Source organism: Bacillus sp. CBEL-1 (genome assembly GCF_004348885.1).
GTDB lineage: Bacteria > Bacillota > Bacilli > Bacillales > Bacillaceae_H > Priestia > Priestia aryabhattai_A.
The window spans coordinates 635927-661496 of record NZ_SBIM01000013.1; the positions used below are offsets into that span (position 1 = coordinate 635927).

Genomic DNA, 25570 nt, shown 5'->3' on the forward strand with positions numbered 1-25570 from the left:
TATCTTACTTTTTATAATTGTGTTAGAATCTCTTACAATTATAGATACAAAGCATTTTTTTTGTAGTACAATAAGACTTGTGATATCAAAAACGAGAATTTATATACAAAAAAATTAATTTATATACAAAGGGGTAGTAAAAATGAACAGGGTGAAACAATGGATATGGATTACAGTTGGATGCTTTTTCGTTGCAGCTGGCATTCAATTTTTAACTGCTTCAAGCCTCGTTATTGGCGGAACAGCAGGATTGGGGATTGTACTTGAACAATTAAGTAACATTTCATTTGGCATGCTTTTCTTTATTATTAACCTACCATTTTATTTCATGGCCATTACTCAAATCGGTTTGCAGTTTACAATCCGAAGCTTCATAAGCGTTAGCTTAATGTCTATTATGTCAGATATTCTTGCAAGCATGTTGTCATTTCAGCTACCTCATCCACTACTCTCTGCAATTACAGCAGGTATTATCATTGGAATTGGGCTTATTATTTTATTCCGAAACGGCTCTTCACTTGGTGGTATTAATATGCTTTGCGTTTTTTTAGACAAAAAGTTTGGAGTGAATCCTGGAAAAACGATGCTTATTACGGATCTTTTTATTGTTGGATCAGCAACTGCCGTATTTGGAGTCATTCAGGTGCTTTATTCTCTATTAGCAATTTTCATTATGACAGGGTTACTTGGTCGTTACCATAAACGCTCAGCTATTGAGCGTAATCACAAACAAGAAAGTACAGAGGAACAGCAAACGGTGTCTGTTCTTTAACAAAAACCCAGCTTTGTATAAAGGCTGGGTTTTTAATATAAGCCGTTACTCGGCTACTTTTACAAGCTGCTTTCCTAGATTTGCACCACTAAACAATCCTAAAAATGCTTCTGGAACGTTTTCAAATCCTTCTACAATATTTTCACGATACTTGAGCTTTCCTTGCTGCACCCATTCCCCTAACTGTTGAATTCCCTCTTGAAAGCGATCTGCGTAATCAGCCACAATAAACCCTTTCATTAAAGCACTGTTAATTAAAAGCTGTGTTTGAATACGAGGACCAACATCCGGTTTTTCTAAATTATAAAGAGAAATTTGTCCACATAGTGGGATACGTGCATGCTTATTTAGAAGCCCTGCAACCACATCTGAAATTTCGCCACCAACGTTCTCAAAATATACGTCTACTCCGTTTGGACATGCTTCTTTTAAAGCCTCTTTTACGTTATCTGTTTTGTAGTTAATAACTGCATCAAAGCCAAGTTCGCCTTTTAAATAAGCAATTTTTTCTTCAGCACCTGCAATTCCAACTACGCGTGCGCCTTTTATTTTTGCGATTTGACCTACAATCATTCCAACTGCTCCTGCTGCGCCGGAAACAACTACCGTTTCGCCAGCTTTTGGCTGACCAATATCTAAAAGTCCGAAATAAGCAGTTAGACCTGGCATCCCTAATACTCCTAGTGCCGTTGAAACCGGAGCGAGTTCAGGGTCTATTTTTTGTATATGATCATCTAACACGACCGTATAACGCTGCCATGGTAGTAACCCTGTTACAATATCCCCTTGCTTATATGAGCTTGACTTTGTTTGAATAACTCGTCCAACAATTCCACCGACAAAAGGTTCACCAACTTGAAATGGGGGTACGTAAGACTTTTGGTCATTCATTCGTCCGCGCATATAAGGATCCACTGACAAATAAAGAGTTTGAACAACTACCTCTCCTTCTTTTGCTTCTGGCATGGGGATTTCTTCAAATTGAAATGTATCTGCTTCTGGCATTCCAGCTGGTCTTTTGGCAAAGATAATTTGTTCATTCATTTGTCTCGCTCCTTTTCATTCTGATTCTTTTTTTAAATATGTTAAAATAACCTTGCTTCTCTTATTGTAAAGAGAGTGCGTGCGATAATGCAAAGAATATGCTATACATATGGATAAAGGAGAAACGATTTTATGGAACTTATTCGTTGTAAACAAGACGTTGTTAAGAAACTAAATGATTATGTAGAAGTAACCCCTCCCGTCATTTTGTTTAAAGAAGGACATTTTTACTCTATTAAAATGGACATTAACTATAACTGGTTAGCACTAGATGAGGAAGGAAAAGAGCATATCCTTGCTTCTAATACTCGCAACATTCAAGAGGATTATTGGTTTAACTATCACTTCGAACTTTGCTGAGCTAGGAGATAACGTTTAGGCTTCTTGTATTTGTTTGAATGGTCACTCCGCTTGTTGAACGTGTAAAGAATTGAAGCGTCACGGTATACGTATTCGTTCCTTGAACAGCATTTTGATCTACCCATGAAAAAGGGATAGTATTATTTTGAATGAATCCCAGCGTTAATACCGCAGCTGCACCTTGGCGTAGGTTTTGGCTCATTAGCTGTTGACCATTTCGATACAAGCGCATCGTCACACCATACTCATAGCTTGTTAGTCCCAGTGGAATATTCGCTTCTACTCCTACAATTCCATCGATTTTTTTGGGCTGCTGAGGAATGGTTGTAGGCACAGCAAGTGTTAAAACTGTTGTCTCAGTGTTAAACGGAATCGATAAAGAGTTCGTAGTTTGGGTAGCAGACATTTGAATTCGGCTTTTGAATAAACTAATCATAGCGTTCGCTCCTTTATATTCGATTCATCAATGAAGAATAGACATTATTGAATATATACTAGAGCCAATTATGTCCTATACACATTTATTACATTTTATGTAAAGAGGAATTATTTCACCTTTTTTTATCTGTTTTCCAATGCCTCATTGTATGTTAAAATCACGATAAGCTTCACTTTATCCCATTACATACGAGGTGGATTATGCAAGGTCAAATCGTTTATAAAGAAGGATTTTCAGTAGTTGGTGTTGCTCAAAAAAGGTCTAAACTCAATAAAAGAGATGACGAGATAGTAAGAGCTCTTTGGGAGCAGATGGAACAGAATCAAAGTACTATTCCTCATCGAACGCATGATTATATCATGACAGGGATTTGTCTCCCTCCATGTGAAAACGACTATTTTTATATCGCTGGTATAGAAGTAAACGATTCAACCACTATCCCAAAAGGAATGAATGTTCACACGTTTCCCGCTTATACATATATACAATATGAGCACAAAGGGACGTTTAAAAGCCTTGATAAAACTTACGAAATGATTCAAAAAAATTGGCTCTCTCAATCAGGATATCAAGCAATCCCTGGACCGACTTTAGAAATAGTTGATACATCTACACACTTTAACGTTGATAAAGATATTGTAATAAAGATTTATATTCCTATAAAAATTGGTCAATAAAAAGCGAGGATTTACTCCTCGCTTTTTAATATAACCACTCAATAAATTCAGTTAACTTATCTCGATTTGTTAAGTGATTATTACACCATTCACTATCTTGGCAAATATAGTTTCCACGCTTTGTAAACGTGCCGTCTGAGCTTGCTTTTTTCTGGTTCATAAATAACCCTACATCAGAAATACGATGACAAATGGTACATACACCTTTATCCTGAATACGGTTAAATTCACCCGCAACTCCAATTAACTTTCCATGATGTTCTACGATAAGATATTTTTTATTGGCTCCATAATCATTCCACCCAATATAGGAGCAGAAGTTTAGATTGTCTTTAATTGTAGCAGGCACCTTTAATTTTTTTATTTTTTTAAATAGCTTTTTAATTGTTGTTTCGCTCATTTGTGGAAAAGGAATGAGCAGCGAACTTAAGTGATTGAGCAGCAGCTCGCCTTCCTTACTGTCTGACAACATTGAAATAGGTGACAAGATATCTTTTTGCAACGGTGTTAGCTCTTCAAATTGATTAAACACTCGCTCAGCGGCTAGTGCTTTAATAGCACTTGTTACGTCGTGACTATTAGATTTCGCATAACTGTCAGAGATTAACTTTACTTGCTCACGTATAAGGTTGTATTGATGATGATTAATAAATGCTTCCATATTAAATCAAGCCTTTCTTTTATTCTACTTCTTATTATATGCTCAAGTCACTTTGCTAACATGGCAAAAACAGTTCTAAAAAAAGATATACATAAAAGCACTCATCATTTGATGAGCGCCTTCATAACTACTTTTTATAGACAATCTTTTTAATTGTTTCAACAGATAAAAAGTATTGCTCTGCTAGTTCATATATTGTATGGCCTTCTTGAAATGCTGTTTTAATGTCACAATTTCGTTTTTTCGTCCACTCTCGCGTACCTGAGCACGCTCCCCATTCTTTTCGGGTTGTACTTGGCACATAAATTGTTTCTCCTTGAACATATTTCTGAAGTTCTTTAACTAGCTCAGTAGGTAAAACCGTCGTTGCGTTCACATATTTCATTTCCGCTCGCTCCTTATTCTTTACTATAAATAAGGTGGCAAAGCCTATTAAATGAAGTGAACTAAGCAATGGGCGACTTAATCAAGCGTTTATCCCCATGCAAAGTATCGCCTTTCCATTTGTAGGCTTTGCATGAGTACGGACAGAAGCAGGTAAACAGCTGTTTACCATTCCCGATCACCTCCCCAAAACGAGATATCCACCTAATTATACCATTTCTCCATCCATATTCATGAAAAAAGCCGAGAAAATGTTCTCGGCTTTTCTTTCTCTTTATCCAATCTATAATTAATGATTTTATGTTCAGCTACATTATTTTTCAGAATTAGTTACGGTTCTTAAATTGTAAAAAGTCTCGATAAAGAGTAAATCGAAAGCGAGGGTAACGCTCCTTATGCTCGCGATATCCATAGGGAAGCATTAACGCAAACTTTCCTTTTTCAATTCCCATTACAAACTTGGTAGAGTCAAGAGGATATCCACGAACAACCCAGCGAGCTTTTTCAATATTTCTGACTACAACTTCTCCTAAATAAACGCCTAAACAACGTTCAAACTCTTCTTTGGTCAGATTAAAAAATGAAAAAGAATGCTGCTCTTCTACATCATAATATAGAAGTTCAATTATCTTTAAACTGTCTGGTGAAAAGTCCAAGTCAAATTCATCAACTAACTTGCTGATTTCTTTTAACTTTTGTAAGCACTGCTCTCTCACTTCATGATAATAATAGCTTGCTTCAAATTGGTTTTCACATGCTATTAAATCTGCTCCATAGCTTGTTGCGATGTCAGGGTATATGTTCATTACTTGAATCCCTCCACTTTTTATCTTAACAGCTAGACCAAGTATAACATGTCCATAAATGCAAAAAGCTTTTTTCCTCTATTTTACTAACACATGGATATTTCTCCACTTTTAAGTTGATTTATTTTCCCGCTGTCTTAGCTCATACGGTAACTTTTGAATTGACGTTACAACCATATCAAGCTTTGCTTCAATCCGATGTAGCAAATATAACGTCACTACAACCGGAAAGCCAACGTCTGAAATTAAAGAAAGCCAATCCGTCATTTTATCTTTCCCCCTTTAATGCTCTACTGCTGTATATATAGAGACTTCTCTCTTACAAAGGGATACACACATTAAAAAGTTCACACAATGTTCACTTACGAAGGAATTTTGAAATCTCTATACTTAACAAAGAATTCAAAAGGAGGATTATAATATGCCAACAACAAAAAAACAGGAAGTTTATTTTGGGATGATGATGTGCCTAGGTATGGTGTTTATTATGACAACGTATAATTTCATGCTAAGTGGAATGCTGGACGTGCTAACCCCGCTGCAAATGCTAAAAGAAATGATAATTATTTTTATTATTGCTCTTGCACTTGAATTAATAATAGTAGGCCCTATAGCTCACAAAGTTGTCTTTTCGCTACCTTTTAAGAAAGAGAAGAAACTTTATATGATCTTAACTTTATCTACTTGCATGGTAATAGGAATGGTGTTTTTCATGTCAATCTATGGACTTATTCATGCATCTATCGCTGGTTCTCTGACAAATCAACATGTACTAACTAGTTTCTTTACAATTTTTACAAAAAATATAATGATCGCCTACCCAGCACAGATTCTTATTGTAGGACCTGCTGTCCGATTTCTCTTTTCAAGATTTCTTTCTATTAAACAAGCCTCTTCTTTGTAAGGACAGTACCTTTAGTTAATGTATAATGTGTTTATTTAGAACATATTTTATTTAAAAATAAGTAAGAGACCCTAAGCTAACAACTTAGGGTCTCTTACTTATTTTTGTCTTTTTAACATTACCATTAAAACTGTAATGATTGTAAACGCGACAAATGCTAAGAATGGTATTGTAATAAAACCAAGCCAATTAATATACTGACCTGAGCAAGGTATACCGCTTGTGCATGTTTCAAACGCTTGTAATGCAGGTATTTTCTGTAATGCATAGTGATAGCCTGATACAAGCATACCTACCACTGAAAAAGGCAGTACGTATTTATAAATTCTGTCATTTTGTTCATATACAGCTACGCCTAAAATGAGCACAAGTGGATACATTAAAATTCGCTGATACCAGCAAAATGTACATGGAATAAAATTAAATAATTCACTAAACGATAAGCTGCCAAGAGTTGCAACAATTGCAACAATCCAGCTTCCTATTAACGTTTTTTTCATTCTTGTCCCTTCTTCTCAGCTGCTTCTTTAACCATCTTATCAAAGTCTTCAGCAGTTGATCCTTCAAACGGCTTTCCATCTACAAAAAGAGCTGGTGTTCCAGAAACATTTAGTTTTTTGGCATAAGACATGTCTTTTCGGAACGCTTCTTTAAACTCTTCGTTTTCATAAGCTTTCACTACTTTTTGCACATCTTCCTCATTTGCTACCTCACTAAGGGTATCTTGTAAAAATTGATCTGTAAAAATATCCTGCGTTTCAGCACCTGCTGAATCAGGTTGCTTCTCGTAAAGCAACTTATGGAACTTCCAGAATGTATCATTGCCTAGCTCTTTGTAAACCGTTTCAGCAAACTGAGCCGAACGAGTTGAGTCTACGTTAATAAAGGCATAGTTCATAAAGTAAAACTTCACTTTGCCTGGTTGAATGTAATCTTGATCAATCAATTGAAAGAACGTGTTGTTGAACTCTTTACAATGAGGACATTTATAATCACCAAATTCAATTACTTCAACTGGTGCATTTTCTTTCCCCAAAAATGGTTGATTTTCGTAACTAATATCAGCTTGTTCACTGCCTTTATTGATATTACCAAAGATAATAAACGCTAAAACAGCGACGCTCACAATTCCAATTGTCCAAAACAACCATTTAGAATTTGCAGACTGCTTTTTTTGAGCTCCTGTTTTTCCTTTTTTCTTTGACTTTGCCATTTTGCTTGCTGCAACTTAAATAGAAGCAGCTTTCACCTCTTTCTCAATATATTTTATTCATGCATTAATAAGCAAATACTGACCAAAGCAGTACAAACACTGTCACTGACTTTACCATCGTGAATGTTGGAATGTTCCAGGTGATAGTCATCCTTGGATTTACTAAGCACTTTATGCGATAATTTACTGCTGTTTCCGCAAAGGGTGCATATGCACAAGAAGCTTGCTCCCTTTGGTACTTAATCAGCTTTAAAAGCGCACTTCCAATTGGAAGTGGTGAATCTAGTGAATTAATTGCAGCGCGATCAGCTAACAGTTCACTTATTAATTTGTAACGTTCATTGCTCCACCTAAGCACAGGGAGATACCACAGTGCGGACGCGCATAATGATAAAAGAAAAATTTTCAGTGGATCTTTATTGCGCGCATGAAACCCCTCATGATATAACACTGCTTCAAGTTCCTTTTCATTTAACAGATTAACTAAGTTCGTTGAAACAACAATTTGAGGCTTCAGAAATCCTTTGGTTAAAGCAAACGGACGGGGGGATTTGACTACAATAACCCCTTGATAAATATTTTCATGCTTGTCTATGTAACAAGTTAAGTTTGATACTTTACTGACTTTGATTTGATAATGAAATTGGGACAAAAGCCAAAGCTGTTTAGTTAGCTTCCAGAAAACCAGCAAAAGAGTGTAAACCACAAACCCATATAAAACATACTGTGCCCACTTCCAACCGATATGCTCTACAGCGTGATAGCATAGAGTAAACACATTTAAATGGTGATCTGGATCTATGAGATAAACTGTCATTTGTACAAGCAAACTAATGGCTACTAGTATGGATGCGTAAAAAAGAATAAGAGATTGCTTTTTATTCATATTTCCTCGCTCGCTTTTAACGTTTTAATTTTTTGTTCCAAAAGCAAAAGCAGCTCTTCATCTGCTTCTTCTACTGCATCTAGCATATGACTCACGGCCAAGAGTCCAAATTCATCAATTAATTCAGACGTTAATTCCTTAGATTGCCCTTCTAAAAATTCCTGCTGTGACAGCACAGGTTGATAAACGGAAACTCTTCCTTTTACGCGCTTGTCCAATAGCCCTTTTTCTACAAGACGATTCATAACGGTCATAACCGTATTGAAATTAACTACCTTATCTTTTTCAAGGGCAATTTGAACATCTTTAATAGTCATTTGTTTTCCACGCCATATACATTCCATTACCTTTGCTTCTAGAGGTCCAAAAAAACGATTCAAGCCACTTTCCTTAAACTTAAACTGTTGAATCTTCATAAAAAAACCACCTCACACTACTCATTGTAGTGCGGAGGTGGTTTTTGGTCAAGGCAAAGCATCTTTAGATTTCAAATTCTGTTATGTTTCGCTCAATAATCTGTGCGCCTTTTTTTGATGTAAGCGTTCCACCATTTGATGTGAAAACATTGCTTGCTAGAATCTGATCCATTACTGCGCCAATGTCAGTAGCTTCAAGTCCTTCTTTTGGTTGCTCAATTGAAATACCCACTGTTTTTTGTTCTAAATTCAAAAATTGCATCGTTAATGTTTTCATTTAGCTCCCCCTCTATCATTCATTTACAAGCGTATATGTTACGACTTCTGCCACTTCAACAAGTGGCAGTAGCTGTAGACTCGCAATAGCTTTACTAGCTGTTAGCAACGCATCAGGTGAAGAAGCTAGTGCGATATTTGAGTATAATTTGGATTTTAAAATCATCGTTCCATCCTCCTTATCCCCGTTGTGAAATGTCATACGAAGCTGGCTTTTTTCCTGAATTTTTTCTGCCATTCTTCATTTCCCCTTTCGCCTTATATATAGAAATCTAAATAGGACCGAGGGATGATAGATACAAAAAAAAATCTCCTTTATAATAAAAGAAGATTGTGATAGAGAAAGAGGATTTTAACTATGAAAAGATGGATCTCACTGCTTATTTTTTTACTCACCTTGCCTATTGCTTCACATGTCTCAGCAAGTAACCATCACGTTGATGAACAAAAGCTCGGGCCGTTTTATTACACAGTATATAATGATGCACCTTCTCAAAAGTGGGATATTGGGGTATTAAACCATGAAGAAAAAACAAACATTTCTGAAACAAAGCTTAACAATGAAGGCCTACTCTTATTTAAAGAAACCATTGATGAGTTAGCAAAACTCTCTATCCAACTTGGTATTGCTTGTATGGTGTTAATGGGAATTATACTTTTTCTTATTTATCGGTTATTCAAAAGGAAGCGTTTATTTTTACGTATTTCCCTTTTAGCCTCGAGCGTTGCTTTTGCTTTTTTGCTTATTACAACTATAGAAATTTTTAAAAAGACTGAGCAAGCGAAAACTTTATTTTATTTAGTATAAGCCATGTACTTACGATAATCCATCGTTAAAAAGCACGCTTTTTAGAAAAGCGTGCTTTTTTATTGCTCTATTTTTTCAGAATGGATTGCAGAAATTGCTGTTTGAATAATGGTTGCTGAATATTCCAGCTTACGATGTTCTTCTAGTGATAAATGAAGAGGAATTCGTTTCTCAATTCCTCCGGTTCCAATAACAGATGGAATACTAATAGCTACGTCATGTAAGCCATACTCTCCCTGCAATATCGTAGAAACTGGAAAAACAGCTCGTTCGTTACTGACAATGGCTTTGGTTAGCTGTGCAATCGCGTTTCCAATACCAAATTCCGTATTTCCTTTTAGCCAATAGATTTCAAAACCTAGTTTGATCACTCCTTTTTCAATTTTTTCTTTATCTAAAGTAGACTGCTCATGTTGGTAGTAATCTTCTAGTTTTTGTCCAAAAATTGTTGAATGTGACCATAGTGCAAACTGCGAATCGCCATGTTCGCCAAGCATATACGCATGAACGTCATGTGGCTTTACCTTGAGTTCATTTGCAACAACTCGCCGAAGACGCGAACTATCTAACAAGGTTCCTGTTCCAATTACACGCTCTCTTGGCAGTCCAGACAAACTCCATACATGGTATGTAATAACATCACATGGATTTGTGGCTACAACGTAACAGCCTGAGAAACCAAGCTCTTTTAGAGTTGTAACTACTTCAATAATAATAGGTGCAGTTGCTTTTAGTTCATCAAGCCTCGTTTCACCTTTTTGAGGTCTCGGACCGGCAACGCTTATAATAATCACATCTGCATCTTTAATATCGACCAATCCACCTGCATATACGTTTGTAAACCCAGACGCAGTGACAGTTGCATCCTGTAAATCAAGCGCGTCACCTTCCGCTTTTTCCTTTAAACAATCCACAAGCACCAATTCTTCTATTGCTTGCTGATTAACTAATGAAAAAGCTGTCGCTGAGCCAACATTTCCACATCCAATAATTCCAACTTTCCTTCCCATGAGCTCTTCTCCTTTCTCTTATCCCTCTCTTTTCAATCGCTTAGCTAGGTGACTACCAAATGATTGAATTACCTGCACCATGATAATTAATACGAGAATAGTGGTATACATGACCGTTGGTTCGAAGCGCAAGTGTCCGTATTGGAAAGCAATATCTCCAAGTCCACCAGCCCCAACAAGACCAGCCATTGCCGTAGCACCAATAAGACCAATGGTTGCAATTGTTAGTCCTAAAATAATACCAGAACGTGCTTCTCTTACGACTACATACCAAATAATTTTTGGTGTTGAAATTCCCATTGACTGATACGCTTCTACTATTCCTTTATCAACTTCTAACAGCGCAGACTCCATTAATCTCGCAATATAAGGTGCCGTATACACTACAAGGGGAACAATTACGCCTTGTACACCGATTGTTGTTCCAGCAATAAGTTTAGTAAATGGTAGAATAAAAAATAAAAGGATAATAAAAGGTATTGAACGAATAATATTAATAATCCAGTTAAGAGCTTGATATAACCATCTGTTTTCTGATTGCCCTCCCTGTCTAGTTACAACAAGTAAAATACCAAGCGGTAAACCAATTAAGATGGCAATAACTAATGAGATGCTTGTCATTGTTAACGTTTGAAGGAATCCTTCCCAAATAACGTCGCTCCACTCTACAAAAAATTCAGCCACCTTACTTCCACTCCTCTACAATAACGCCTTCGCTCTCTAAATATTCAATGGCTTCTTCGTAAGCTACTTTATCTCCTCTTAAATGAACAAGCAGCTTTCCTAGCGTTTCATTTTTTAATTGTTCAATTCCACCAGCTAAAATACTTGGTAACACATCAAATTTGCGTGAGACCATTGCCAGTGCCGGCTCGTTGGACTTTTCACTTCCTTTAAAATACAGTGATACCAGCTTACCAGTTTTACGATACTCGGTTTTTAAAGCCTCTGGTAGATTAAATGCAGACTCTGATCCAATAAAACGCTGAGTTGTTGGATGCTGTGGATGAGTAAACACATCCACTACTCTTCCTTCTTCTACAACTCTCCCATTTTCCATCACTGCAACACGGTCACAAATACGCTGAACAACGTTTAATTCGTGCGTAATTAGAAAAATTGTTAAGCCTAGTTCTCGATTAATTTTTAATAGTAACTCCAAGATAGCTTCCGTTGTTTCTGGATCTAAAGCACTTGTTGCCTCATCGCTTAATAAGATTTCCGGTTCGTGTGCTAAAGCTCTTGCGATGGCGACACGCTGCTTTTGACCACCTGATAGCTGAGATGGATAATGGTTGATTTTATCTGACAGCCCAACAATTTCTAAATACTTATCTGCACGCCTTTGAATGGTTTGTTTATCGATTCCTTCTAACTTTAGTGGAATTGCAATATTTTCATATACCGTTGCTGTTTTTAACAAGTTATACCCTTGAAAAATCATACCAATTTTCCGACGTGTTTTTTGCAAGTCCTGCTTCGAAAGGGAAGGTAAACTAATGCCATTAATTAACACGTCTCCAGACGTTGGCTGCTCTAACAAATTGACGCAGCGAATTAGCGTACTTTTGCCCGCACCGCTATATCCAATTACCCCAAATACTTCTCCTTTTTCAATGGTTAAGGATACATCTTTCACAGCCTCCACTTTCTTGCCGTTGACTTCATATGTTTTGGAAGTCTGCTTTAATTCAATCACATTCACCACTCCTTAAAATGCTGGGACAACTGATCCATTAAACTCTTCTTCAATAAATTGACGAATTTCATCTGAATGGAAATATTCTTCTAACTGTTTTACAACTTCATCATCTTTATTTTCCGTGCGCACAACAACGTAGTTTGGATATGGGTTGTTTTCAATTTCTTCATGGAAAATAGCATCCTCATTAATTGTTAGTCCTGCTCCCATGGCAAAGTTTGTATTGATTGCAGCAGCTGCTACTTCACCTAATTGAGATGGAATTTGTGAAGCTTCTAGCTCAACAATCTCAAGACCCAGTTTATTTTCAGCAACGTCTTTCTTCGTAGCTTTTTCTTCAACGCCTTCTTTTAGCTTAATAACTCCAGCTGCTTCAAAGAGTTTTAACGCGCGATATTCATTACTTGGATCATTAGGTACAGCGATTTTGTCACCTTTTTTTAGCTCCTTTATATCTTTAATTCCTTCGGCATAAATACCCATTGGAAACGCTACTGTTTTAAATGCATCCTCAATTTTATAACCCTTATCTTTTACCTGCTGTTCTAAAAACGGTAGTGTTTGGTAGTTATTTAAATCTAAATCGCGCTCATCAAGTGCTGTATTCGGTGTATTATAATCGTTAAACGTTTTAATAGTAATGTCGAGCCCATCTTTTTCTGCTAGCTTTTTCACTTCTTCGTTAATTTGTTGATGAGGACCACCAGTTACGCCAATTGTAATTTTTTCTGTGCTTAAAGTTTTTGCTTCTTCTTTTCCGCACGCAGCCGTTACAATCAGTAATGCTGATGCCAATGTTACTCCTAGTACTTTTGCTGTTTTTTTCATTATGCCAATCGCTCCCTTTTCTTTTTCCCATAAAAAAAACGCCTCTTACAGATAAAGAGAAGCGATTTTAAACAATCCACTTCTCTTATCTTTCAGTGTATAAAAATACACCGCAGGATTTAGCACCGTTACAGCACGATTGCTGTTAGGTTGCCGGGTTTCATAGGGCCAGTCCCTCCACCACTCTCGATAAGAGTTGCTTTTTTATTCACTTTGTTATGATGGCTATTCTACAGGTAGTTTGTATATAGTGTCAATATTTTTTTAATTTTATTTTATGAAAATTTTTAGATTAGTTTCAATTCAAATAAAAAAAGAAGCATACAAAAGTTTCCTTTTGTATGCTTCTTTTCTTTATTAATTCCAGCAAACGCATCCTACAATCACAAGAAGAATAAACAGAACCAAGATTAAGGCAAACCCACTGCCGCCTTTATTATAGCCGTATCCTCCACAATAACCGCCGTAAAAACACATAACATACACCATCCTTTCTATCTCAGTGTATGCACACATCATCCTTTTGCTTGTCTAAACGCCCATTTTCTAAAAATATGTACCGTTAACTCAATATTTGTCGTAGTCGAATCATATCACGACATTGAATACCATTTTCATAGATTTCGTCTTCATAGTTATGAACAAAGTGATCAATTTCAATTCCTGTAATACGAAATCCGCATTTTTGGTACAACGCTAGCTGTTCAATACTTGAATTACCTGTTGCAATTTCTACGCTTTTATATCCGTAGTGCTTTGAAAGCTTTAACGCTTCTTCCACCAATAGCTTGCCATACCCTTGATTTCGCACATTTTTCTTCACAACAATATTAACGATTTCAACGGTGTTAGGCCTTGTAGGAAGTAGCACAATGAGACCTACCAGCTCGCCATTTGCTATCCCTGCAATGCATGTTCCTCTTTCAATATAGCCTGAAATAACCTCTTCTGATGGATCAGCTTCTTTTAACAACTCAATATGACTCTTTGACACTTGCAATATTTTTTCAAAACGTAAACTAGACATGCTATCGCCCCTTCTTTCTACTATTTTCGTTAAACAAATTACACCGTAATTGACGGTTTCCCTGTTATAATTAAAAGATATTACTAGAGAAGAAACAAGTCTAAAGGAGGAATTATTTATGAATTCATTGTTATTACATCACTTAGAAACCGTTCGAAGTATTACTCTAAACGTTTTATCAACCGTAACTGAAGAAGAAGGTTTACTAACTCCCAATGGCTTTTCAAACAACATTGTGTGGAACTTAGGACACATTGCATATATTCAAGAAAAACTGATTTTTGAACTTGCTGGACAGAAGAATCAGTTACCTGCCTCATATGAGCAATTATTCGCGGCCGGAACAAGGCCTTCTCAATGGGAAGAAGAACCTCCTACCTTAACTCAATTACAAGAAGAACTGACGGTTCAAACTGAGCGTATTAAAGAATTCATACCCGCTCATTTTGATATGAAACTAGCCAAACCATTTACTAATAAAGCTGGCATTTCGTTTGATCATGTTGGCAGCACGTTTTTATTCAGCTTCTATCATGAAGGAATGCATGTGGAGACAATTAAACAAATTAAAAAAGCTGTTCAAACACAAAAATCCTAACAGATGTTAGGATTTTTGTTGCTTTTCTTTTTCATTTATTTACTAAAAGATTTTCGTATTACAATTACTTTATATTCGACTTTTCCCTATTTCTACTATGTATGTTTTATCCACAACAAACTTATCTACTGCTTCTTTTTGCTGCTCAAAGTGATAGTAAGCAGCACACACCCCTCCCAATCCTGCTAGCGCTAACACGATTAACAGAATGGACCCAACCTTTTTCATGTTTCATTCTCTCCCCTATGTCTCACAAAGTCTGATAGAAACCTTTTGTGATCGCCCTTTTGTCTAAAAGGTTCATTCAAGCGAGCGTGAGGAATCCCCCTTATCCTCCTCACTCTATTAGATGGTACCATACCTTTTCCAAAAAATGTGTAAATGTTTTCATCTGTTAAAAAATTGTCATTTTTTTACTTAGATTGATAAAAAGATTGCATAAGAAAATGAAGAGCTTTGTTTCTTGAAAGGCCAAATGCATTAATAATATAGTCAACGTATTGAAATAAAGACTCACCGTTTTTTTCTTTTAGCTTCATAGCGCGAAAAGATTTATTAAATCGATAATGTTTTTTGTCAGAAAACACTAGACCTTCTTCTCTGAGAAAATCTTTATATGCTTCATGATTAAAATACAAAACATCATTCCGCACATTTTCAAGGTCAATCACAACAATCATATCCTCTAATTCAGCATTAAGCTGCGTCATACATTCAATATACTCACCCAGACAGCTGAGTAATAATGTTAAGAATTGATGACCATCAACGTATTGAAACTGATCAAAGATAGAGGCGTTCCTGTAGCTTGGAACACACTCTTGCAAGACAGACTTTACTTCATCAAGTTCTTCCACGTATGGAATTGGAATATGAAACTTAGCCGCTCCATTGACAAACTGTTCCCAAGCAACGGTTTTATCGTACGAGTCAATCACATCGGTGTTTCGAAAAATAATAGATTCAGCTGAATGCGATGCTTTAACAAACGGTAAATGAACGTTCATCTCAACTTCTTCATACATTGGATAAGCTTTAGGTTCATTTGATTTTGATAAAATGTACTGTTTTAATTTATCTTCATCCATGTGTTCCAGTAAGTACAGGTCATAAATTGGAATAACGTACATATTACACATTCCATAGTAAACATAGCCTTCGCCGTGGGTAAGCCCCTTTCGATTATAAATGGATAATTCCTTTGTACAAAATGCTTCTAAGCGCATCATTCGATCTTTTGATTTTTGATATAGTCGGTCCAGGTGATAGCGATCATCAATTTCTGAGATAGGAGACGTTCCACTCCCGATACGTCGATAAATTTTCCCGTATGACATATATGGGGGGTATAAGCCTTCTGGAATCCAAATGATAAAGACACCGTACTCTGTAGTATGTTCAGGCGATAGAAACCGAGTGAAGATACGAGGAATTGGATTCGTTACATCCTTCAGCATATTATGGATAAAGAGCTCATACTCTTTTCTTTCAAGTAAATTGATTGAGTAATCATCTTCATCAACTCCAAAGATTAGCCACCCACCCATTTCATTGGCAAACGATGCAATAATGTTTGGAATCTTTCTCTTCACAGTAGAACTAATTTCCCGCTTAAATTCAAGCTGATATCCTTCTTCTAGCTGTTTGGCAACCATCACTTCTACATCAGAGAAACAAATTTCAGCAATCGTTAGCTTTCTTCCCTCTTCGTTTATGAACGGCGAATAAAACGAATCACTCACAGTTTCCCCTCCTCATCATATGCCTATAACTTATCCATATGATGAAAAGTGGCTAAACAGTCGTATTTCTTCTAAATTAACCAAAGAACAAATCGAGGATATTAGATGCTTTAGACGCTTCTTTATTATAAAACTCTGAGTAACCACATGACTTACAATAGATAACAACAAATCGGTTATGCTGAACGTCTAGAAGCTTTGAGAGCCCTGTTCCTGTCATTGCAACTTCCTTTTGCCCAACGCTCTGTCCACCACATTTTATACATCCTGCCTCTTTCATTTCTATCATCTCCTTTTTTAAAAAGTTTCATATTTTTCCATTTAAAACTCAAACGTTGTCCCTATTCCTAACTCAACAGCTTTTTCATATACGCTTTTTGCCACCATCGTATCTAAATAAGCAATGCCAACTGATTCATAAAATGTAATCTCTTCCTCAGCTGTGCGTCCTCCTTTACGTTCACATACAATTTCTCCTAACTCTCCGTAAATAGCTGTAGCCTCCCACAGTCCTTGATCTATAGGAACAAGTAAATCTCCAGCTTCATGCATAGCTCCTTCATACGTATCTACAACCACTTTATCGCTTTTTAAAAGTGTCTCAACATCAACTTCCTGCATATGTGGCTGATATGAGCCAATTGCATTTACATGGGTACCTGGTCGAAGTAAGCTGCCATTAAACAAAGGCGTCGAGGACTTTGAACTACAAATAACAATATCCGCTCCTTGAACAGCTTGATCTGCGTCATTTACAACTGTAATATCACCACTCCATGTAGGATACAGTGCTTTTATTTCGTCTTTTAGCGCATATGCTTTTTTCACTGTACGGTTATATAGCAAAATTTGCTCTAAACTTCTCACTTCCATCATTGCTTGAACTTGACCGATAGATTGGGTACCACATCCTAAAACAGCGCAGACTTTAGCATTATTTCGTGCGAGATACTTCGTTGCAACACCACTTGATGCGCCTGTCCGCAAAACTGTTAAATAGCTCGCGTCGAGGAGGGCCACATGCTCTCCAGTTAGCGCATTGGTTAATAGAATCATTCCTTGTAATACTTTTTTTCCTTCATTTGCGTTTTCAGGAAAAATACTCACAACTTTAACAGCTGTGTAATCAACAGGCTCAACATAAGAAGGCATATAAAGCGTCTCTGCTTGCTTCTTTTCATGAGCTAATGATAATCTTACAGGTGCTTTCGCTTTCCCTTCTGTTCCATATCGAAACCCCTGTTCTACATCTCTTATACAATCTTTCATCGTATAAAGCTCTCGAATCATTTTTTCATTTAAAAGCAACAACGAAATCTCTCCCTTATGATTGTGTAAAATCAATATTTTGTTTGTCTTCCACTACTTTATTCTTTTTTTCTTTTACAAATAAAACCGTCACAAGTGAAATGATAGCCGTCACAATAATATACAGAGCCACCGGAACAAACGAGTTGTTGTAAGCGCTTAGTAAAGCTGTAGCCACAAGGGGAGCTGTTCCTCCTGCTAAGGCTGCGCCTAACTGATAACCAACCGTTACCCCCGTGTATCGAACATTTGTTGAAAAGATTTCAGAGAACATTGTCCCAAGAACCGCAGTAATAGGACTCCAAATCAACCCTAATCCGATAATGGTTGCAACTGTTAACAGCAAGACGGACCCCTGTGAAAGTAAATAAAAATATGGAAATGCATACAAAATCATGGCAACTGTTCCAGCAATGTATAGCGGCTTACGGCCAATCGAATCAGACCATCTTCCCATAATAGGAATTAAAATTGTCGTAACAAGTGTTGCTATGGTTACAGCATTTAAAGCTGCGCTTTGTTCAAAAGATAAAATACCCGTTGCATAGGAAATGATAAATGTTGAAAAAATGTAAAATGGAGCAGTCTCAACAAATTTAGCTCCTACAGCAATTAATACAGAGCGCCAGTGATACTTAAATGTATCTACAATTGGAACTTTTGCAATGTTTCCTGTTTCTTTCGCTTGTTTAAATGCTGGAGTTTCATCTAAACCATTTCGAATCCAAAGACCTAGAAAGACCAGTACAGCGCTTAATATAAATGGAACACGCCAGCCCCATGCTAGGAAAGCTTCATCTGGTAAAAGTGTCATCAGTGAAATCGATAACGTTCCTAACAACATTCCAATTGTCACACCCATTTGAGGAATACTGCCAAAAAAGCCTTTTTTGTTTTCGGGTGCGTATTCAACTGCTAATAGCAACGCTCCGCCCCACTCTCCGCCAATACCAAGGCCTTGCACTAATCGAAGAAAAATTAAAAGGATTGGAGCCCAAATTCCAATTGTTTCGTATGTAGGCAACAAACCAATTAAAATGGTTGCAATCCCCATTAATGACAGCGTCATGACAAGTGTTTTCTTCCGTCCAATCTTATCACCAATATGACTAAAGATTACCCCTCCAAGCGGCCGAATAAAAAATGGAATAGCAAACGATGCGTAGGCTAGCATGAGCCCTACAGTTGGATCATCGGATGGAAAATACAGCTTGCTAAATACGAGCGCTGCAACTGTCCCATATAAAAAGTAGTCATACCATTCAATTGAACTTCCAATTAAACTTGCAATTAATGCTCTGTTTGCTGTTTTCCGCTCAACACCTGTTTCCTTCATACTATACCCCACTCCTCGTATTTCGATGGCGTACGCTATGTATTTACAAGAGCTGTCTAATTGCCGATTCGACGACATCTATCAATTGATTTACTTTCTCTCGTGCTTCTTTAGGCTTTTTTTCTTTTACTGCACAAAATAATTCTTCATGTAGGTGATAGGTATCTTCAAAGATTGTCGCTAAATCAAAAGGAAAATGCCAAGATTCATAAAAAGAGTCATACACAGAGTTAATGATTTGGCAGAGAATTAGATTATGAGAAGCCTCATATAGCGTTCGGTGAAAAAGCAAATCAGCTTCTGCTGTATCTTCATTCAAAGTGCGTAACTTTTCAAAAACTGCTAAATGCTTGCTCATTTTTTGAAGCTGAGCCTCTGTTGCTAGTTCTGCTGCGAGCTCCGCCGCTCTCCCTTCTAATCCTCGGCGAACATCACAAAGGTCTAATAAAAATTGCTTTTTATCCTTTATGGTTATACGAGTTTGAATACGATGGCCCTCCACGTCTTTAACTAATACACCTTTTCCATTTACTATTTCAACGACATGTAATGCTTCCAGCACACGTAGACCTTCACGAATACTCGTTCGGCTCACACTAAACTCTGTTGCGAGATCAGCAATAGATGGTAATGACTCCCCTTTCTTGAGAGCATTGACTTTAATATATCTTTTCACTTCTTCTGCAACGATTTCATGATTTAACTGTTTTTTCCTTTTTTTCATAGATGCTTCTTTCCTTTCTTTGCTGTAGCTATCTACCTATCATATAGGTTAGTATACTACATATTCAGAAAATTTCAATTATTTAAATAAATTTTTCGGCAAAAACTTACTTTTTTGTTTTCTATCAAGGTTCTTTTTAAACAATGGATGCTCTTACATCATTGCTCTTCATTTATTTAAGACTTACGAAATCAGGGATCGCGTTTGTAAAAATGATACAGATTGATGGATCAGGTGTCTAAGTATGTAATCATTAAGGTCATAAAGCGTATTGGTATAGACACACTTTTTTCCAGCTTTGTGCTTTCCACGCTGTTTCAAAAGAAAGGCTCCTTGCTGATCTCCAGTTGCAAAATAAAGACTAAACTTCGCTTTATGAGGAGCAAACCCAAACAGAAACATCTCTCTCTCATGACATGGTTCATACCGATAATGAGACGTACCAAGTCCAATCATACTTTTGGAACATATCCTGTTTCTTCAACAAGAATATCTAGCAGTCGATAAACATCTTCTCTCTTTCTTATACTTTTCACCTAGTCAATCAATCCCCATGCATTTGCATCCGCTTCTTTTGTTTTCAACTGATAGCTGATACATGTTTGTCCTGCCTTTCTAGCTATCAGCCCCAAGCTCAAGCACATACAGTACATCTTTTGCATCAAATACAAAATATTGACCGTGTGCATGCCAGTAATCATTTCCTTCAATTTCATACACGTTTACATTTGCTTCGTCTATTAATTTAAATAAAAGTTGTAAAAACCCCTCAACTCGATTATCTCTTTCTGGAAGTGCAATACGATAACGCTCTTTACATTCATCTTCTCTTGCAAAAAACCAGTCGTATAGTGCATCCGTTAACCTCGGCTCATACTCTAAACAAAGTGCATGGTCCACATATTCTTCTTGAAAGTATTCCTTTATCGACTGCTCAATGGTTTCTAAGCGGGGAATTTGATCAAATACAAACGTACAGACATGATTTGTATAATGATTTACATGTTCCATTGCAAGCAAATAGCCATTGAGTTCATTCATTATTAACCCTCCCTATTTAACTAGTTCTCTGCCACTTTTTTTGCGTAATCTTTGGCCATTGATTTTGTATAGAATTCAATAATATTTGATTCCGTATCTTTGAAATACACTCTTGTTTCATTTGCTTCTTTCATTACCTTCATCTCGATACGCTCCTGTTTCAAAACCGTAAGCGCACCCTCAAAATGTTGCTTCTGCACCTGTAGAGCCAAATGAACGTGAACACCACCTTCATCATAAAGTTTTTGCCAGCTCGAAACACTCCGCTGCTTCATCTTCTGATCAGCTTTTGAAAACATACGAGGAAGCCAGAGTCCTAGCCTTGTTGGGCCTCCAACGTAGAGCCATGTTGCCCAAACTTCATTTGATTCCTCGACAAACTGTCCGTTATCATATCCCCATTGTTCCACGATTGGAAAACCAAGCTGATTAGACCAAAACTGCACGGCTCGTTCCATTGACTGTACTTCAAGAACAACTTCTGATATTCCTTCTGTTTTGATTTTCATCTAATCTCCTCACTTTATAAACCAAACATTAAAGGCACAACACTTTTTTCTATATTTTAGCATATCTTCCATATGGAAAATGTGCTTTTTGACTATCTTGCAATAAAAATACAGCGCCTATTTTTCGGCGCTGTATACATGCTATTCGCTTTCTTTAATTGCTTTGACTAGTGATTCAAGAAAAGAGTGCTTTTTCTCTACGTTAGTTAATAGTTCATCATACTGAGGCACAGTCAATTCTAACTGAAGTCCCTGATGGCGGGTATTATCATTTGCAATATTATCTGGCGAAACTCCTCTTAAATGAGCAGGAGGTTCACTGACAATAAACTGTGGTGTTAAGAATTCTTCTACGCGAGACGCAAGAGATTCATCTCGTCCTCCTATATAAATCTCTCGTTTCGTACCACGTGCACCGTGAAATGAAATAGTTATATCTGACTGATTGACTAATGATCTTGCCAGCTCTTCATCGTAATGAGTAGATGTTACATGCAATTCAAAAGGATCTTCTTCTTTCAAGCATTTAAACGCATAGAACGTCCCTTTGACTTCCTGCGCTAATTCCCTTGCTATTTCAAGTGTACCCTCTTCCATTGTACCGCCGTGAATTGCCAATACAACAATATCTTTCTTACGAATGATGCACTCAATTTCATAGTCAATTCCAGCTCGCTCACACTGAGATAACTCTTGAAACGTTTGATATACATCTCGCACAACGATCACTTCCTTTCCATTGTTTCTTAATATGACTCGATTTGTACAGAGTATACATCAAACGTACAAGCACTTTTTTTGCTCCTGCATATTATGGAATGAATGCTTTTTATTATATAGAAAGTGGTGTTAAACAATTGATTGAAAACTACAAACGTATTGAAATCAAAAAGTATCAGTTATATGATGTTGATTTGTTGAATGACAAGCCGTATGTCCTTGCAATTGAGTGGGACGGCGTATTATATGAATTTTTAATCAAGCTAAAAGAAAGCTCTTCAAACATGATTCTATTAGGCTCTGGTGCAGGCGCTAAGCAAGAACACCCGCAAGGCCCTCCTTATTTTCAGCGTCATTCATGGATGGATCTATTTGATGCATCGGTTATTTACTACAACGACCCTACTTTATATTTAGGTCCTCTCTCTTTAGGATGGGGGCAAGGAACGAAAGAACGGTTTTACCTTCAGGAAATCTCCCTGTTGCTAAAAGAAATCTTAGAAAAATTACACATACCTCTCCTAAAGGTCACCTGTTACGGTTCATCAGGAGGAGGCTTTATGTCCCTCATATTAGCCGGCTATTTAAAAGGTGCTAAAGCAGTTGTGAATAATCCGCAAACATGCTTAACAAAATGGCTTAAGACTCCCGTTCGCAACGTATTTTCCTTGTCTTATCCAGATATGTCACAGGAAGAAGTGGTTCAAACGTTTCATGAACGAATTAATGTCCTAGCATTTTATCAGAAAATTGGTTACGTCCCCCCCATTGATTACCTTCAAAATGCAGCCTCAGAATTCGATATGCTAAACCACCTTATCCCTTTTTTATCAGGCCTTCACGCACTAAGCGATGATTGTGAGGTTCATGAAATTAAAGTGATATTAAACTATAACAAAAAACAAGGACACGCCGCTTTAGGAAAGCAAGAAACTGTAGATTATTTATCTCAAAAAAAATAGTAGCGAGTTTTTTTATCCTGTGATAAGATGTCGAAGTTCAATTCATCATATCTTACAGTATAGGTCGTAAAAATGTTTTTACGCAGCAAGGAGTGACTTCGAATGCAAGCCTATTTATTTTTAGCACTTGCTATTACAGCAGAACTTTTTGGAACATCCATGTTAAAAGCATCTCAGGGATTTACGAAACTTTGGCCAAGCATTGGTGTAATTGTTGGGTTTGGAATTGCGTTTTATTCACTCTCTGCTTCACTTCAACAAATCCCACTAAGCATCGCTTACGCAATCTGGTCAGGAGTAGGAACTGCTATTACAGCTATTATCGGTGTTGTCATTTGGAAGGAAAGCGGCAGCATCTCAATGGTCATTGGCATTACGTTAATTATTGCAGGGGTTGTTATTTTAAATCTAAAATCATTTGCACATTAAAGAAACGCTTGGCAGCTGCCAAGCGTTTTTTTATAAGTTAAATGGATCTAAAAACTTTACATCAGGATACTTATCTTGGAATAAGCGCCATACAAAATCATTTTCAAACATGAGTACAGCATGGCCATCACGATCTTCAACAAGCATAACACGAGAATCAAACATGCTGTCCTTAATTGTCTCTTTGTCCACCCATTTTGCAATGCTATGGGACATACGAACAAACTCTAAATCTACGTTATACTCGCCTTTCATGCGGTGTTCAAACACTTGAAACTGAAGCTCACCAACCGCACCTAAAATATAATCTCCAAAGAACGGTGTACGATAAAGCTGAACAGCTCCTTCTTGTACGAGCTGATTAATCCCTTTTTCAAAATGCTTTGATTTCATGGCATTTTTAGCACGCACTTTTACAAATAACTCTGGTGGGAACTTCGGAAGCGCATCAAATTGAAATACTTTACCATCGCCGACGATTGTATCTCCAATTTGATACGTACCTGAATCATACAGACCAATAATATCTCCTGGGTATGCTGTATCAACTGTCTCACGACTTGATGCTAAAAATTGATGTGACTGAGCAAGCTTCATTTTACGATTTGTACGAGCAAGCGTTACGTTCATGCCACGCTCAAACTTTCCTGAACACACGCGCACAAAAGCAATTCGATCGCGGTGGGCTGGGTTCATATTTGCTTGAATTTTAAAGATAAAGCCTGAGAAATTGTTATCCGTCGGTTGAATTGTCCCAACAGATGATTCACGTGGCTGTGGTGGTGATGTTAATTGTAAAAATGAATTAAAGAACGACTGTACTCCAAAGTTTGCAATGGCACTACCAAAAAACACAGGTGTTAAAAGACCTTGCTTTACTTTTTCAATTGAAAAGTCGTTACCCGCTTCATCAAGAAGGGATAATTCATCCACAAGCGTCGGCAAATACATTTCATCCACGTGCTTTTTCACTTCATCATCAATGTTTTCACCATCAAAGTCTGCAAAATATGATTCTTTATTTCCTTGATACACTTCAATTTGCTTCGAAAAGCGGTCGTACGTACCTTGAAATCTTTTTCCCATTCCGATTGGCCACGTAACGGGGTATGACTCAATTCCAAGTACTTCTTCAATTTCTTCCAATAGCTCTAGTGGATCTTTCCCTTCTCGATCGAGCTTATTGATAAATGTTAAAATTGGAATTCCGCGCATACGACATACTTTAAATAACTTTAACGTCTGCGCTTCAATCCCCTTTGTACCATCAATAACCATGACAGCACTATCTACCGCGGTTAGTGTTCGATATGTATCTTCACTGAAGTCTTCGTGTCCTGGTGTATCTAGAATGTTAATAAAATGATCTTTATATTCAAACTGCATTACACTTGATGTAACGGAGATTCCACGCTGCTTTTCAATTTCCATCCAGTCAGATGTTGCAAACTTTCCTGACTTTTTACCTTTCACTGTTCCAGCAGAACGAATCATTCCACCTAGTAATAACATTTTTTCAGTTAATGTTGTTTTTCCAGCATCCGGGTGGGAAATGATCGCGAACGTACGACGTGAGTCGACCATCTGCTGTTGCTGTTGATTGCTCATAAGTTCAATTATCCTTTCTACTATACAATTCCTATTTTCATCATTTCATTATACGCTTTTTTTATACAAGATGACCAGCCTTTTTCAAAGGAAAAGAAAAAAGGCCCCCATTTGGGAGCCTCTGATAATCCTATAAAAAGAATTACTTTTGAACGTTAGCAGCTTGTGGTCCACGAGCACCTTCAACGATTTCAAATGTAACTTCTTGGCCTTCTTCTAAAGTTTTGAAGCCTTCGCCTTGGATAGCTGAGAAGTGTACGAATACATCGTCTTGTCCTTCAACTTCGATGAAACCGAAACCTTTTTCAGCGTTGAACCATTTTACTTTACCTTGTAACATAATCTCTTTTCCTCCTCGTGCAGCAAGCTACACCTTGTGT

At 37.1% G+C, this 25570-nt stretch carries 37 protein-coding genes and 1 riboswitch; of the genes, 8 read left to right on the forward strand and 29 right to left on the reverse strand.

Features of this window, described 5'->3' with window-relative positions; translation table 11 throughout:
• Positions 1-142: 142 nt before the first annotated feature.
• A complete protein-coding gene (locus EPL02_RS13235) occupies positions 143-772 on the forward strand; it encodes a YitT family protein (protein ID WP_131887968.1) in 630 nt (209 codons plus the stop codon).
• Between the two features lie 45 nt (positions 773-817).
• On the opposite strand, the gene EPL02_RS13240 is transcribed toward EPL02_RS13235, so the two are convergent.
• A complete protein-coding gene (locus EPL02_RS13240) occupies positions 818-1816 on the reverse strand; it encodes an NADP-dependent oxidoreductase (protein WP_094913296.1) in 999 nt (332 codons plus the stop codon).
• Positions 1817-1948: 132 nt separating this feature from the next.
• Between EPL02_RS13240 and EPL02_RS13245 the strand changes: the two genes are divergently transcribed.
• Positions 1949-2176, forward strand: coding sequence for a hypothetical protein (locus EPL02_RS13245; RefSeq protein ID WP_094913295.1), 228 nt, complete (start codon positions 1949-1951; stop codon positions 2174-2176).
• Position 2177: 1 nt separating this feature from the next.
• Here the strand turns inward: EPL02_RS13245 and EPL02_RS13250 are convergent, their stop codons facing one another.
• Positions 2178-2612, reverse strand: a complete 435-nt coding sequence (locus EPL02_RS13250) for a hypothetical protein (RefSeq protein WP_094913294.1) — start codon at positions 2610-2612, stop codon at positions 2178-2180.
• Positions 2613-2815: 203 nt separating this feature from the next.
• On the opposite strand from EPL02_RS13250, the gene EPL02_RS13255 reads away from it, so the two are divergent.
• On the forward strand, positions 2816-3292 hold the full coding sequence (locus EPL02_RS13255) for a GyrI-like domain-containing protein (RefSeq protein WP_131887969.1): 477 nt from the start codon (positions 2816-2818) through the stop codon (positions 3290-3292).
• 25 nt (positions 3293-3317) lie between these two features.
• On the opposite strand, the gene EPL02_RS13260 is transcribed toward EPL02_RS13255, so the two are convergent.
• The 4 genes from EPL02_RS13260 to EPL02_RS13275 form a co-directional block, all read right to left on the reverse strand.
• Positions 3318-3953: a FusB/FusC family EF-G-binding protein gene (locus tag EPL02_RS13260; RefSeq protein WP_131887970.1), complete on the reverse strand. Its 636-nt coding sequence runs from the start codon at positions 3951-3953 to the stop codon at positions 3318-3320.
• Positions 3954-4080: 127 nt separating this feature from the next.
• Positions 4081-4338, reverse strand: a complete 258-nt coding sequence (locus tag EPL02_RS13265; RefSeq protein ID WP_131887971.1) for a CD3324 family protein — start codon at positions 4336-4338, stop codon at positions 4081-4083.
• A 325-nt stretch (positions 4339-4663) separates the two neighbouring features.
• Positions 4664-5143, reverse strand: a complete 480-nt coding sequence (locus EPL02_RS13270; protein WP_094913290.1) for a hypothetical protein — start codon at positions 5141-5143, stop codon at positions 4664-4666.
• Positions 5144-5254: 111 nt separating this feature from the next.
• Positions 5255-5410: a YvrJ family protein gene (locus EPL02_RS13275; protein ID WP_094913289.1), complete on the reverse strand. Its 156-nt coding sequence runs from the start codon at positions 5408-5410 to the stop codon at positions 5255-5257.
• A gap of 154 nt (positions 5411-5564) precedes the next feature.
• On the opposite strand from EPL02_RS13275, the gene EPL02_RS13280 reads away from it, so the two are divergent.
• Positions 5565-6047, forward strand: a complete 483-nt coding sequence (locus EPL02_RS13280; protein ID WP_131887972.1) for a DUF2798 domain-containing protein — start codon at positions 5565-5567, stop codon at positions 6045-6047.
• A gap of 98 nt (positions 6048-6145) precedes the next feature.
• Here the strand turns inward: EPL02_RS13280 and EPL02_RS13285 are convergent, their stop codons facing one another.
• The 6 genes from EPL02_RS13285 to EPL02_RS13310 all read right to left on the reverse strand — a co-directional run bounded on the left by EPL02_RS13285 (position 6146) and on the right by EPL02_RS13310 (position 9076).
• Positions 6146-6547: a disulfide oxidoreductase gene (locus EPL02_RS13285; protein ID WP_131887973.1), complete on the reverse strand. Its 402-nt coding sequence runs from the start codon at positions 6545-6547 to the stop codon at positions 6146-6148.
• Positions 6544-7260: a DsbA family protein gene (locus EPL02_RS13290; protein WP_131887974.1), complete on the reverse strand. Its 717-nt coding sequence runs from the start codon at positions 7258-7260 to the stop codon at positions 6544-6546. The genes EPL02_RS13285 and EPL02_RS13290 overlap by 4 nt, the downstream gene beginning before the upstream one ends.
• Positions 7261-7324: 64 nt before the next feature.
• The gene (locus EPL02_RS13295; RefSeq protein ID WP_131887975.1) at positions 7325-8146 is read right to left on the reverse strand and encodes a M56 family metallopeptidase; all 822 of its coding nucleotides are present in this window, start codon (positions 8144-8146) and stop codon (positions 7325-7327) included.
• On the reverse strand, positions 8143-8562 hold the full coding sequence (locus EPL02_RS13300; protein WP_094913284.1) for a BlaI/MecI/CopY family transcriptional regulator: 420 nt from the start codon (positions 8560-8562) through the stop codon (positions 8143-8145). Before EPL02_RS13300 ends, EPL02_RS13295 begins: the two co-directional genes overlap by 4 nt.
• Before the next feature lie 64 nt (positions 8563-8626).
• Positions 8627-8839, reverse strand: coding sequence for a DUF2922 domain-containing protein (locus EPL02_RS13305; RefSeq protein ID WP_094913283.1), 213 nt, complete (start codon positions 8837-8839; stop codon positions 8627-8629).
• Positions 8840-8854: 15 nt separating this feature from the next.
• Positions 8855-9076, reverse strand: a complete 222-nt coding sequence (locus EPL02_RS13310) for a DUF1659 domain-containing protein (protein WP_094913282.1) — start codon at positions 9074-9076, stop codon at positions 8855-8857.
• A 120-nt stretch (positions 9077-9196) separates the two neighbouring features.
• On the opposite strand from EPL02_RS13310, the gene EPL02_RS13315 reads away from it, so the two are divergent.
• Positions 9197-9646 carry a hypothetical protein gene (locus EPL02_RS13315; RefSeq protein WP_094913281.1) on the forward strand — a complete coding sequence of 150 codons (450 nt, stop codon included), beginning with the start codon at positions 9197-9199 and terminating at the stop codon, positions 9644-9646.
• 59 nt (positions 9647-9705) lie between these two features.
• Here EPL02_RS13315 and EPL02_RS13320 read toward each other — a convergent pair whose 3' ends face one another.
• From EPL02_RS13320 to EPL02_RS13345, 6 genes are all read right to left on the reverse strand, one after another.
• Positions 9706-10656: an L-lactate dehydrogenase gene (locus tag EPL02_RS13320; RefSeq protein WP_131887976.1), complete on the reverse strand. Its 951-nt coding sequence runs from the start codon at positions 10654-10656 to the stop codon at positions 9706-9708.
• Between the two features lie 18 nt (positions 10657-10674).
• Positions 10675-11340 (reverse strand): methionine ABC transporter permease, encoded by a 666-nt coding sequence (locus tag EPL02_RS13325; protein ID WP_094913279.1) that lies wholly within the window; start codon positions 11338-11340, stop codon positions 10675-10677.
• A gap of 1 nt (position 11341) precedes the next feature.
• Positions 11342-12355, reverse strand: a complete 1014-nt coding sequence (locus EPL02_RS13330; RefSeq protein WP_131887977.1) for a methionine ABC transporter ATP-binding protein — start codon at positions 12353-12355, stop codon at positions 11342-11344.
• Positions 12356-12367: 12 nt separating this feature from the next.
• Positions 12368-13186: a MetQ/NlpA family ABC transporter substrate-binding protein gene (locus EPL02_RS13335; RefSeq protein WP_094913277.1), complete on the reverse strand. Its 819-nt coding sequence runs from the start codon at positions 13184-13186 to the stop codon at positions 12368-12370.
• Positions 13187-13268: 82 nt separating this feature from the next.
• A riboswitch (SAM riboswitch) is annotated at positions 13269-13382 on the reverse strand.
• A gap of 161 nt (positions 13383-13543) precedes the next feature.
• On the reverse strand, positions 13544-13663 hold the full coding sequence (locus EPL02_RS13340; RefSeq protein ID WP_076512449.1) for a YjcZ family sporulation protein: 120 nt from the start codon (positions 13661-13663) through the stop codon (positions 13544-13546).
• 85 nt (positions 13664-13748) lie between these two features.
• Positions 13749-14213, reverse strand: coding sequence for a GNAT family N-acetyltransferase (locus EPL02_RS13345; RefSeq protein WP_131887978.1), 465 nt, complete (start codon positions 14211-14213; stop codon positions 13749-13751).
• 118 nt (positions 14214-14331) lie between these two features.
• Here EPL02_RS13345 and EPL02_RS13350 point away from each other — a divergent pair, with 118 nt between their 5' ends.
• Positions 14332-14811, forward strand: a complete 480-nt coding sequence (locus tag EPL02_RS13350; protein WP_131887979.1) for a DinB family protein — start codon at positions 14332-14334, stop codon at positions 14809-14811.
• A 69-nt stretch (positions 14812-14880) separates the two neighbouring features.
• Here EPL02_RS13350 and EPL02_RS20935 read toward each other — a convergent pair whose 3' ends face one another.
• The 9 genes from EPL02_RS20935 to EPL02_RS13395 all read right to left on the reverse strand — a co-directional run bounded on the left by EPL02_RS20935 (position 14881) and on the right by EPL02_RS13395 (position 22191).
• Positions 14881-15039, reverse strand: coding sequence for a flagellar basal body-associated FliL family protein (locus EPL02_RS20935; RefSeq protein ID WP_165932575.1), 159 nt, complete (start codon positions 15037-15039; stop codon positions 14881-14883).
• A gap of 185 nt (positions 15040-15224) precedes the next feature.
• Complete coding sequence (locus EPL02_RS13355; protein ID WP_286175439.1) at positions 15225-16553, reverse strand: AlbA family DNA-binding domain-containing protein; 1329 nt, start codon at positions 16551-16553, stop codon at positions 15225-15227.
• A gap of 76 nt (positions 16554-16629) precedes the next feature.
• Positions 16630-16833 carry a zinc ribbon domain-containing protein gene (locus tag EPL02_RS13360; protein WP_094913274.1) on the reverse strand — a complete coding sequence of 68 codons (204 nt, stop codon included), beginning with the start codon at positions 16831-16833 and terminating at the stop codon, positions 16630-16632.
• A gap of 41 nt (positions 16834-16874) precedes the next feature.
• Entirely contained in the window at positions 16875-17864 is a 990-nt protein-coding gene (locus tag EPL02_RS13365) for an ornithine cyclodeaminase family protein (RefSeq protein WP_094913273.1), read from the reverse strand.
• Between the two features lie 13 nt (positions 17865-17877).
• The gene (locus tag EPL02_RS13370; RefSeq protein WP_094913272.1) at positions 17878-19197 is read right to left on the reverse strand and encodes an MFS transporter; all 1320 of its coding nucleotides are present in this window, start codon (positions 19195-19197) and stop codon (positions 17878-17880) included.
• A gap of 43 nt (positions 19198-19240) precedes the next feature.
• Positions 19241-19921, reverse strand: a complete 681-nt coding sequence (locus EPL02_RS13375) for a FadR/GntR family transcriptional regulator (protein ID WP_094913271.1) — start codon at positions 19919-19921, stop codon at positions 19241-19243.
• 615 nt (positions 19922-20536) lie between these two features.
• The gene (locus EPL02_RS13385; RefSeq protein ID WP_131887980.1) at positions 20537-20962 is read right to left on the reverse strand and encodes a hypothetical protein; all 426 of its coding nucleotides are present in this window, start codon (positions 20960-20962) and stop codon (positions 20537-20539) included.
• A 20-nt stretch (positions 20963-20982) separates the two neighbouring features.
• Positions 20983-21471, reverse strand: a complete 489-nt coding sequence (locus tag EPL02_RS13390; RefSeq protein ID WP_286175440.1) for a VOC family protein — start codon at positions 21469-21471, stop codon at positions 20983-20985.
• A gap of 141 nt (positions 21472-21612) precedes the next feature.
• Positions 21613-22191, reverse strand: a complete 579-nt coding sequence (locus tag EPL02_RS13395; protein WP_094913269.1) for a poly-gamma-glutamate hydrolase family protein — start codon at positions 22189-22191, stop codon at positions 21613-21615.
• A gap of 137 nt (positions 22192-22328) precedes the next feature.
• Between EPL02_RS13395 and EPL02_RS13400 the strand changes: the two genes are divergently transcribed.
• Together EPL02_RS13400 and EPL02_RS13405 are read left to right on the forward strand one after the other, a co-directional pair.
• The gene (locus EPL02_RS13400; RefSeq protein WP_131887981.1) at positions 22329-23153 is read left to right on the forward strand and encodes a glycosyl transferase family 2; all 825 of its coding nucleotides are present in this window, start codon (positions 22329-22331) and stop codon (positions 23151-23153) included.
• Positions 23154-23255: 102 nt separating this feature from the next.
• A complete protein-coding gene (locus EPL02_RS13405; RefSeq protein ID WP_094913267.1) occupies positions 23256-23582 on the forward strand; it encodes a DMT family transporter in 327 nt (108 codons plus the stop codon).
• A gap of 30 nt (positions 23583-23612) precedes the next feature.
• Here the strand turns inward: EPL02_RS13405 and EPL02_RS13410 are convergent, their stop codons facing one another.
• A complete protein-coding gene (locus EPL02_RS13410) occupies positions 23613-25190 on the reverse strand; it encodes a peptide chain release factor 3 (RefSeq protein WP_094913266.1) in 1578 nt (525 codons plus the stop codon).
• A 142-nt stretch (positions 25191-25332) separates the two neighbouring features.
• Positions 25333-25530: a cold-shock protein CspD gene (cspD, locus tag EPL02_RS13415; protein WP_025909909.1), complete on the reverse strand. Its 198-nt coding sequence runs from the start codon at positions 25528-25530 to the stop codon at positions 25333-25335.
• Positions 25531-25570: the final 40 nt, after the last annotated feature.

Excerpts from the sequence above, each read along its gene's own strand:
- EPL02_RS13235 (WP_131887968.1), top strand. The coding sequence starts at position 143 with ATGAACAGGGTGAAACAATGGATATGGATTACAGTTGGATGCTTTTTC.
- EPL02_RS13240 (WP_094913296.1), bottom strand. The coding sequence starts at position 1,816 with ATGAATGAACAAATTATCTTTGCCAAAAGACCAGCTGGAATGCCAGAA.
- EPL02_RS13245 (WP_094913295.1), top strand. The coding sequence starts at position 1,949 with ATGGAACTTATTCGTTGTAAACAAGACGTTGTTAAGAAACTAAATGAT.
- EPL02_RS13250 (WP_094913294.1), bottom strand. The coding sequence starts at position 2,612 with ATGATTAGTTTATTCAAAAGCCGAATTCAAATGTCTGCTACCCAAACT.
- EPL02_RS13255 (WP_131887969.1), top strand. The coding sequence starts at position 2,816 with ATGCAAGGTCAAATCGTTTATAAAGAAGGATTTTCAGTAGTTGGTGTT.
- EPL02_RS13260 (WP_131887970.1), bottom strand. The coding sequence starts at position 3,953 with ATGGAAGCATTTATTAATCATCATCAATACAACCTTATACGTGAGCAA.
- EPL02_RS13265 (WP_131887971.1), bottom strand. The coding sequence starts at position 4,338 with ATGAAATATGTGAACGCAACGACGGTTTTACCTACTGAGCTAGTTAAA.
- EPL02_RS13270 (WP_094913290.1), bottom strand. The coding sequence starts at position 5,143 with ATGAACATATACCCTGACATCGCAACAAGCTATGGAGCAGATTTAATA.
- EPL02_RS13275 (WP_094913289.1), bottom strand. The coding sequence starts at position 5,410 with ATGACGGATTGGCTTTCTTTAATTTCAGACGTTGGCTTTCCGGTTGTA.
- EPL02_RS13280 (WP_131887972.1), top strand. The coding sequence starts at position 5,565 with ATGCCAACAACAAAAAAACAGGAAGTTTATTTTGGGATGATGATGTGC.
- EPL02_RS13285 (WP_131887973.1), bottom strand. The coding sequence starts at position 6,547 with ATGAAAAAAACGTTAATAGGAAGCTGGATTGTTGCAATTGTTGCAACT.
- EPL02_RS13290 (WP_131887974.1), bottom strand. The coding sequence starts at position 7,260 with ATGGCAAAGTCAAAGAAAAAAGGAAAAACAGGAGCTCAAAAAAAGCAG.
- EPL02_RS13295 (WP_131887975.1), bottom strand. The coding sequence starts at position 8,146 with ATGAATAAAAAGCAATCTCTTATTCTTTTTTACGCATCCATACTAGTA.
- EPL02_RS13300 (WP_094913284.1), bottom strand. The coding sequence starts at position 8,562 with ATGAAGATTCAACAGTTTAAGTTTAAGGAAAGTGGCTTGAATCGTTTT.
- EPL02_RS13305 (WP_094913283.1), bottom strand. The coding sequence starts at position 8,839 with ATGAAAACATTAACGATGCAATTTTTGAATTTAGAACAAAAAACAGTG.
- EPL02_RS13310 (WP_094913282.1), bottom strand. The coding sequence starts at position 9,076 with ATGGCAGAAAAAATTCAGGAAAAAAGCCAGCTTCGTATGACATTTCAC.
- EPL02_RS13315 (WP_094913281.1), top strand. The coding sequence starts at position 9,197 with ATGAAAAGATGGATCTCACTGCTTATTTTTTTACTCACCTTGCCTATT.
- EPL02_RS13320 (WP_131887976.1), bottom strand. The coding sequence starts at position 10,656 with ATGGGAAGGAAAGTTGGAATTATTGGATGTGGAAATGTTGGCTCAGCG.
- EPL02_RS13335 (WP_094913277.1), bottom strand. The coding sequence starts at position 13,186 with ATGAAAAAAACAGCAAAAGTACTAGGAGTAACATTGGCATCAGCATTA.
- EPL02_RS13340 (WP_076512449.1), bottom strand. The coding sequence starts at position 13,663 with ATGTGTTTTTACGGCGGTTATTGTGGAGGATACGGCTATAATAAAGGC.
- EPL02_RS13345 (WP_131887978.1), bottom strand. The coding sequence starts at position 14,213 with ATGTCTAGTTTACGTTTTGAAAAAATATTGCAAGTGTCAAAGAGTCAT.
- EPL02_RS13350 (WP_131887979.1), top strand. The coding sequence starts at position 14,332 with ATGAATTCATTGTTATTACATCACTTAGAAACCGTTCGAAGTATTACT.
- EPL02_RS20935 (WP_165932575.1), bottom strand. The coding sequence starts at position 15,039 with ATGAAAAAGGTTGGGTCCATTCTGTTAATCGTGTTAGCGCTAGCAGGA.
- EPL02_RS13360 (WP_094913274.1), bottom strand. The coding sequence starts at position 16,833 with ATGAAAGAGGCAGGATGTATAAAATGTGGTGGACAGAGCGTTGGGCAA.
- EPL02_RS13370 (WP_094913272.1), bottom strand. The coding sequence starts at position 19,197 with ATGAAGGAAACAGGTGTTGAGCGGAAAACAGCAAACAGAGCATTAATT.
- EPL02_RS13375 (WP_094913271.1), bottom strand. The coding sequence starts at position 19,921 with ATGAAAAAAAGGAAAAAACAGTTAAATCATGAAATCGTTGCAGAAGAA.
- EPL02_RS13385 (WP_131887980.1), bottom strand. The coding sequence starts at position 20,962 with ATGAATGAACTCAATGGCTATTTGCTTGCAATGGAACATGTAAATCAT.
- EPL02_RS13390 (WP_286175440.1), bottom strand. The coding sequence starts at position 21,471 with ATGAAAATCAAAACAGAAGGAATATCAGAAGTTGTTCTTGAAGTACAG.
- EPL02_RS13405 (WP_094913267.1), top strand. The coding sequence starts at position 23,256 with ATGCAAGCCTATTTATTTTTAGCACTTGCTATTACAGCAGAACTTTTT.
- EPL02_RS13410 (WP_094913266.1), bottom strand. The coding sequence starts at position 25,190 with ATGAGCAATCAACAGCAACAGCAGATGGTCGACTCACGTCGTACGTTC.
- cspD (WP_025909909.1), bottom strand. The coding sequence starts at position 25,530 with ATGTTACAAGGTAAAGTAAAATGGTTCAACGCTGAAAAAGGTTTCGGT.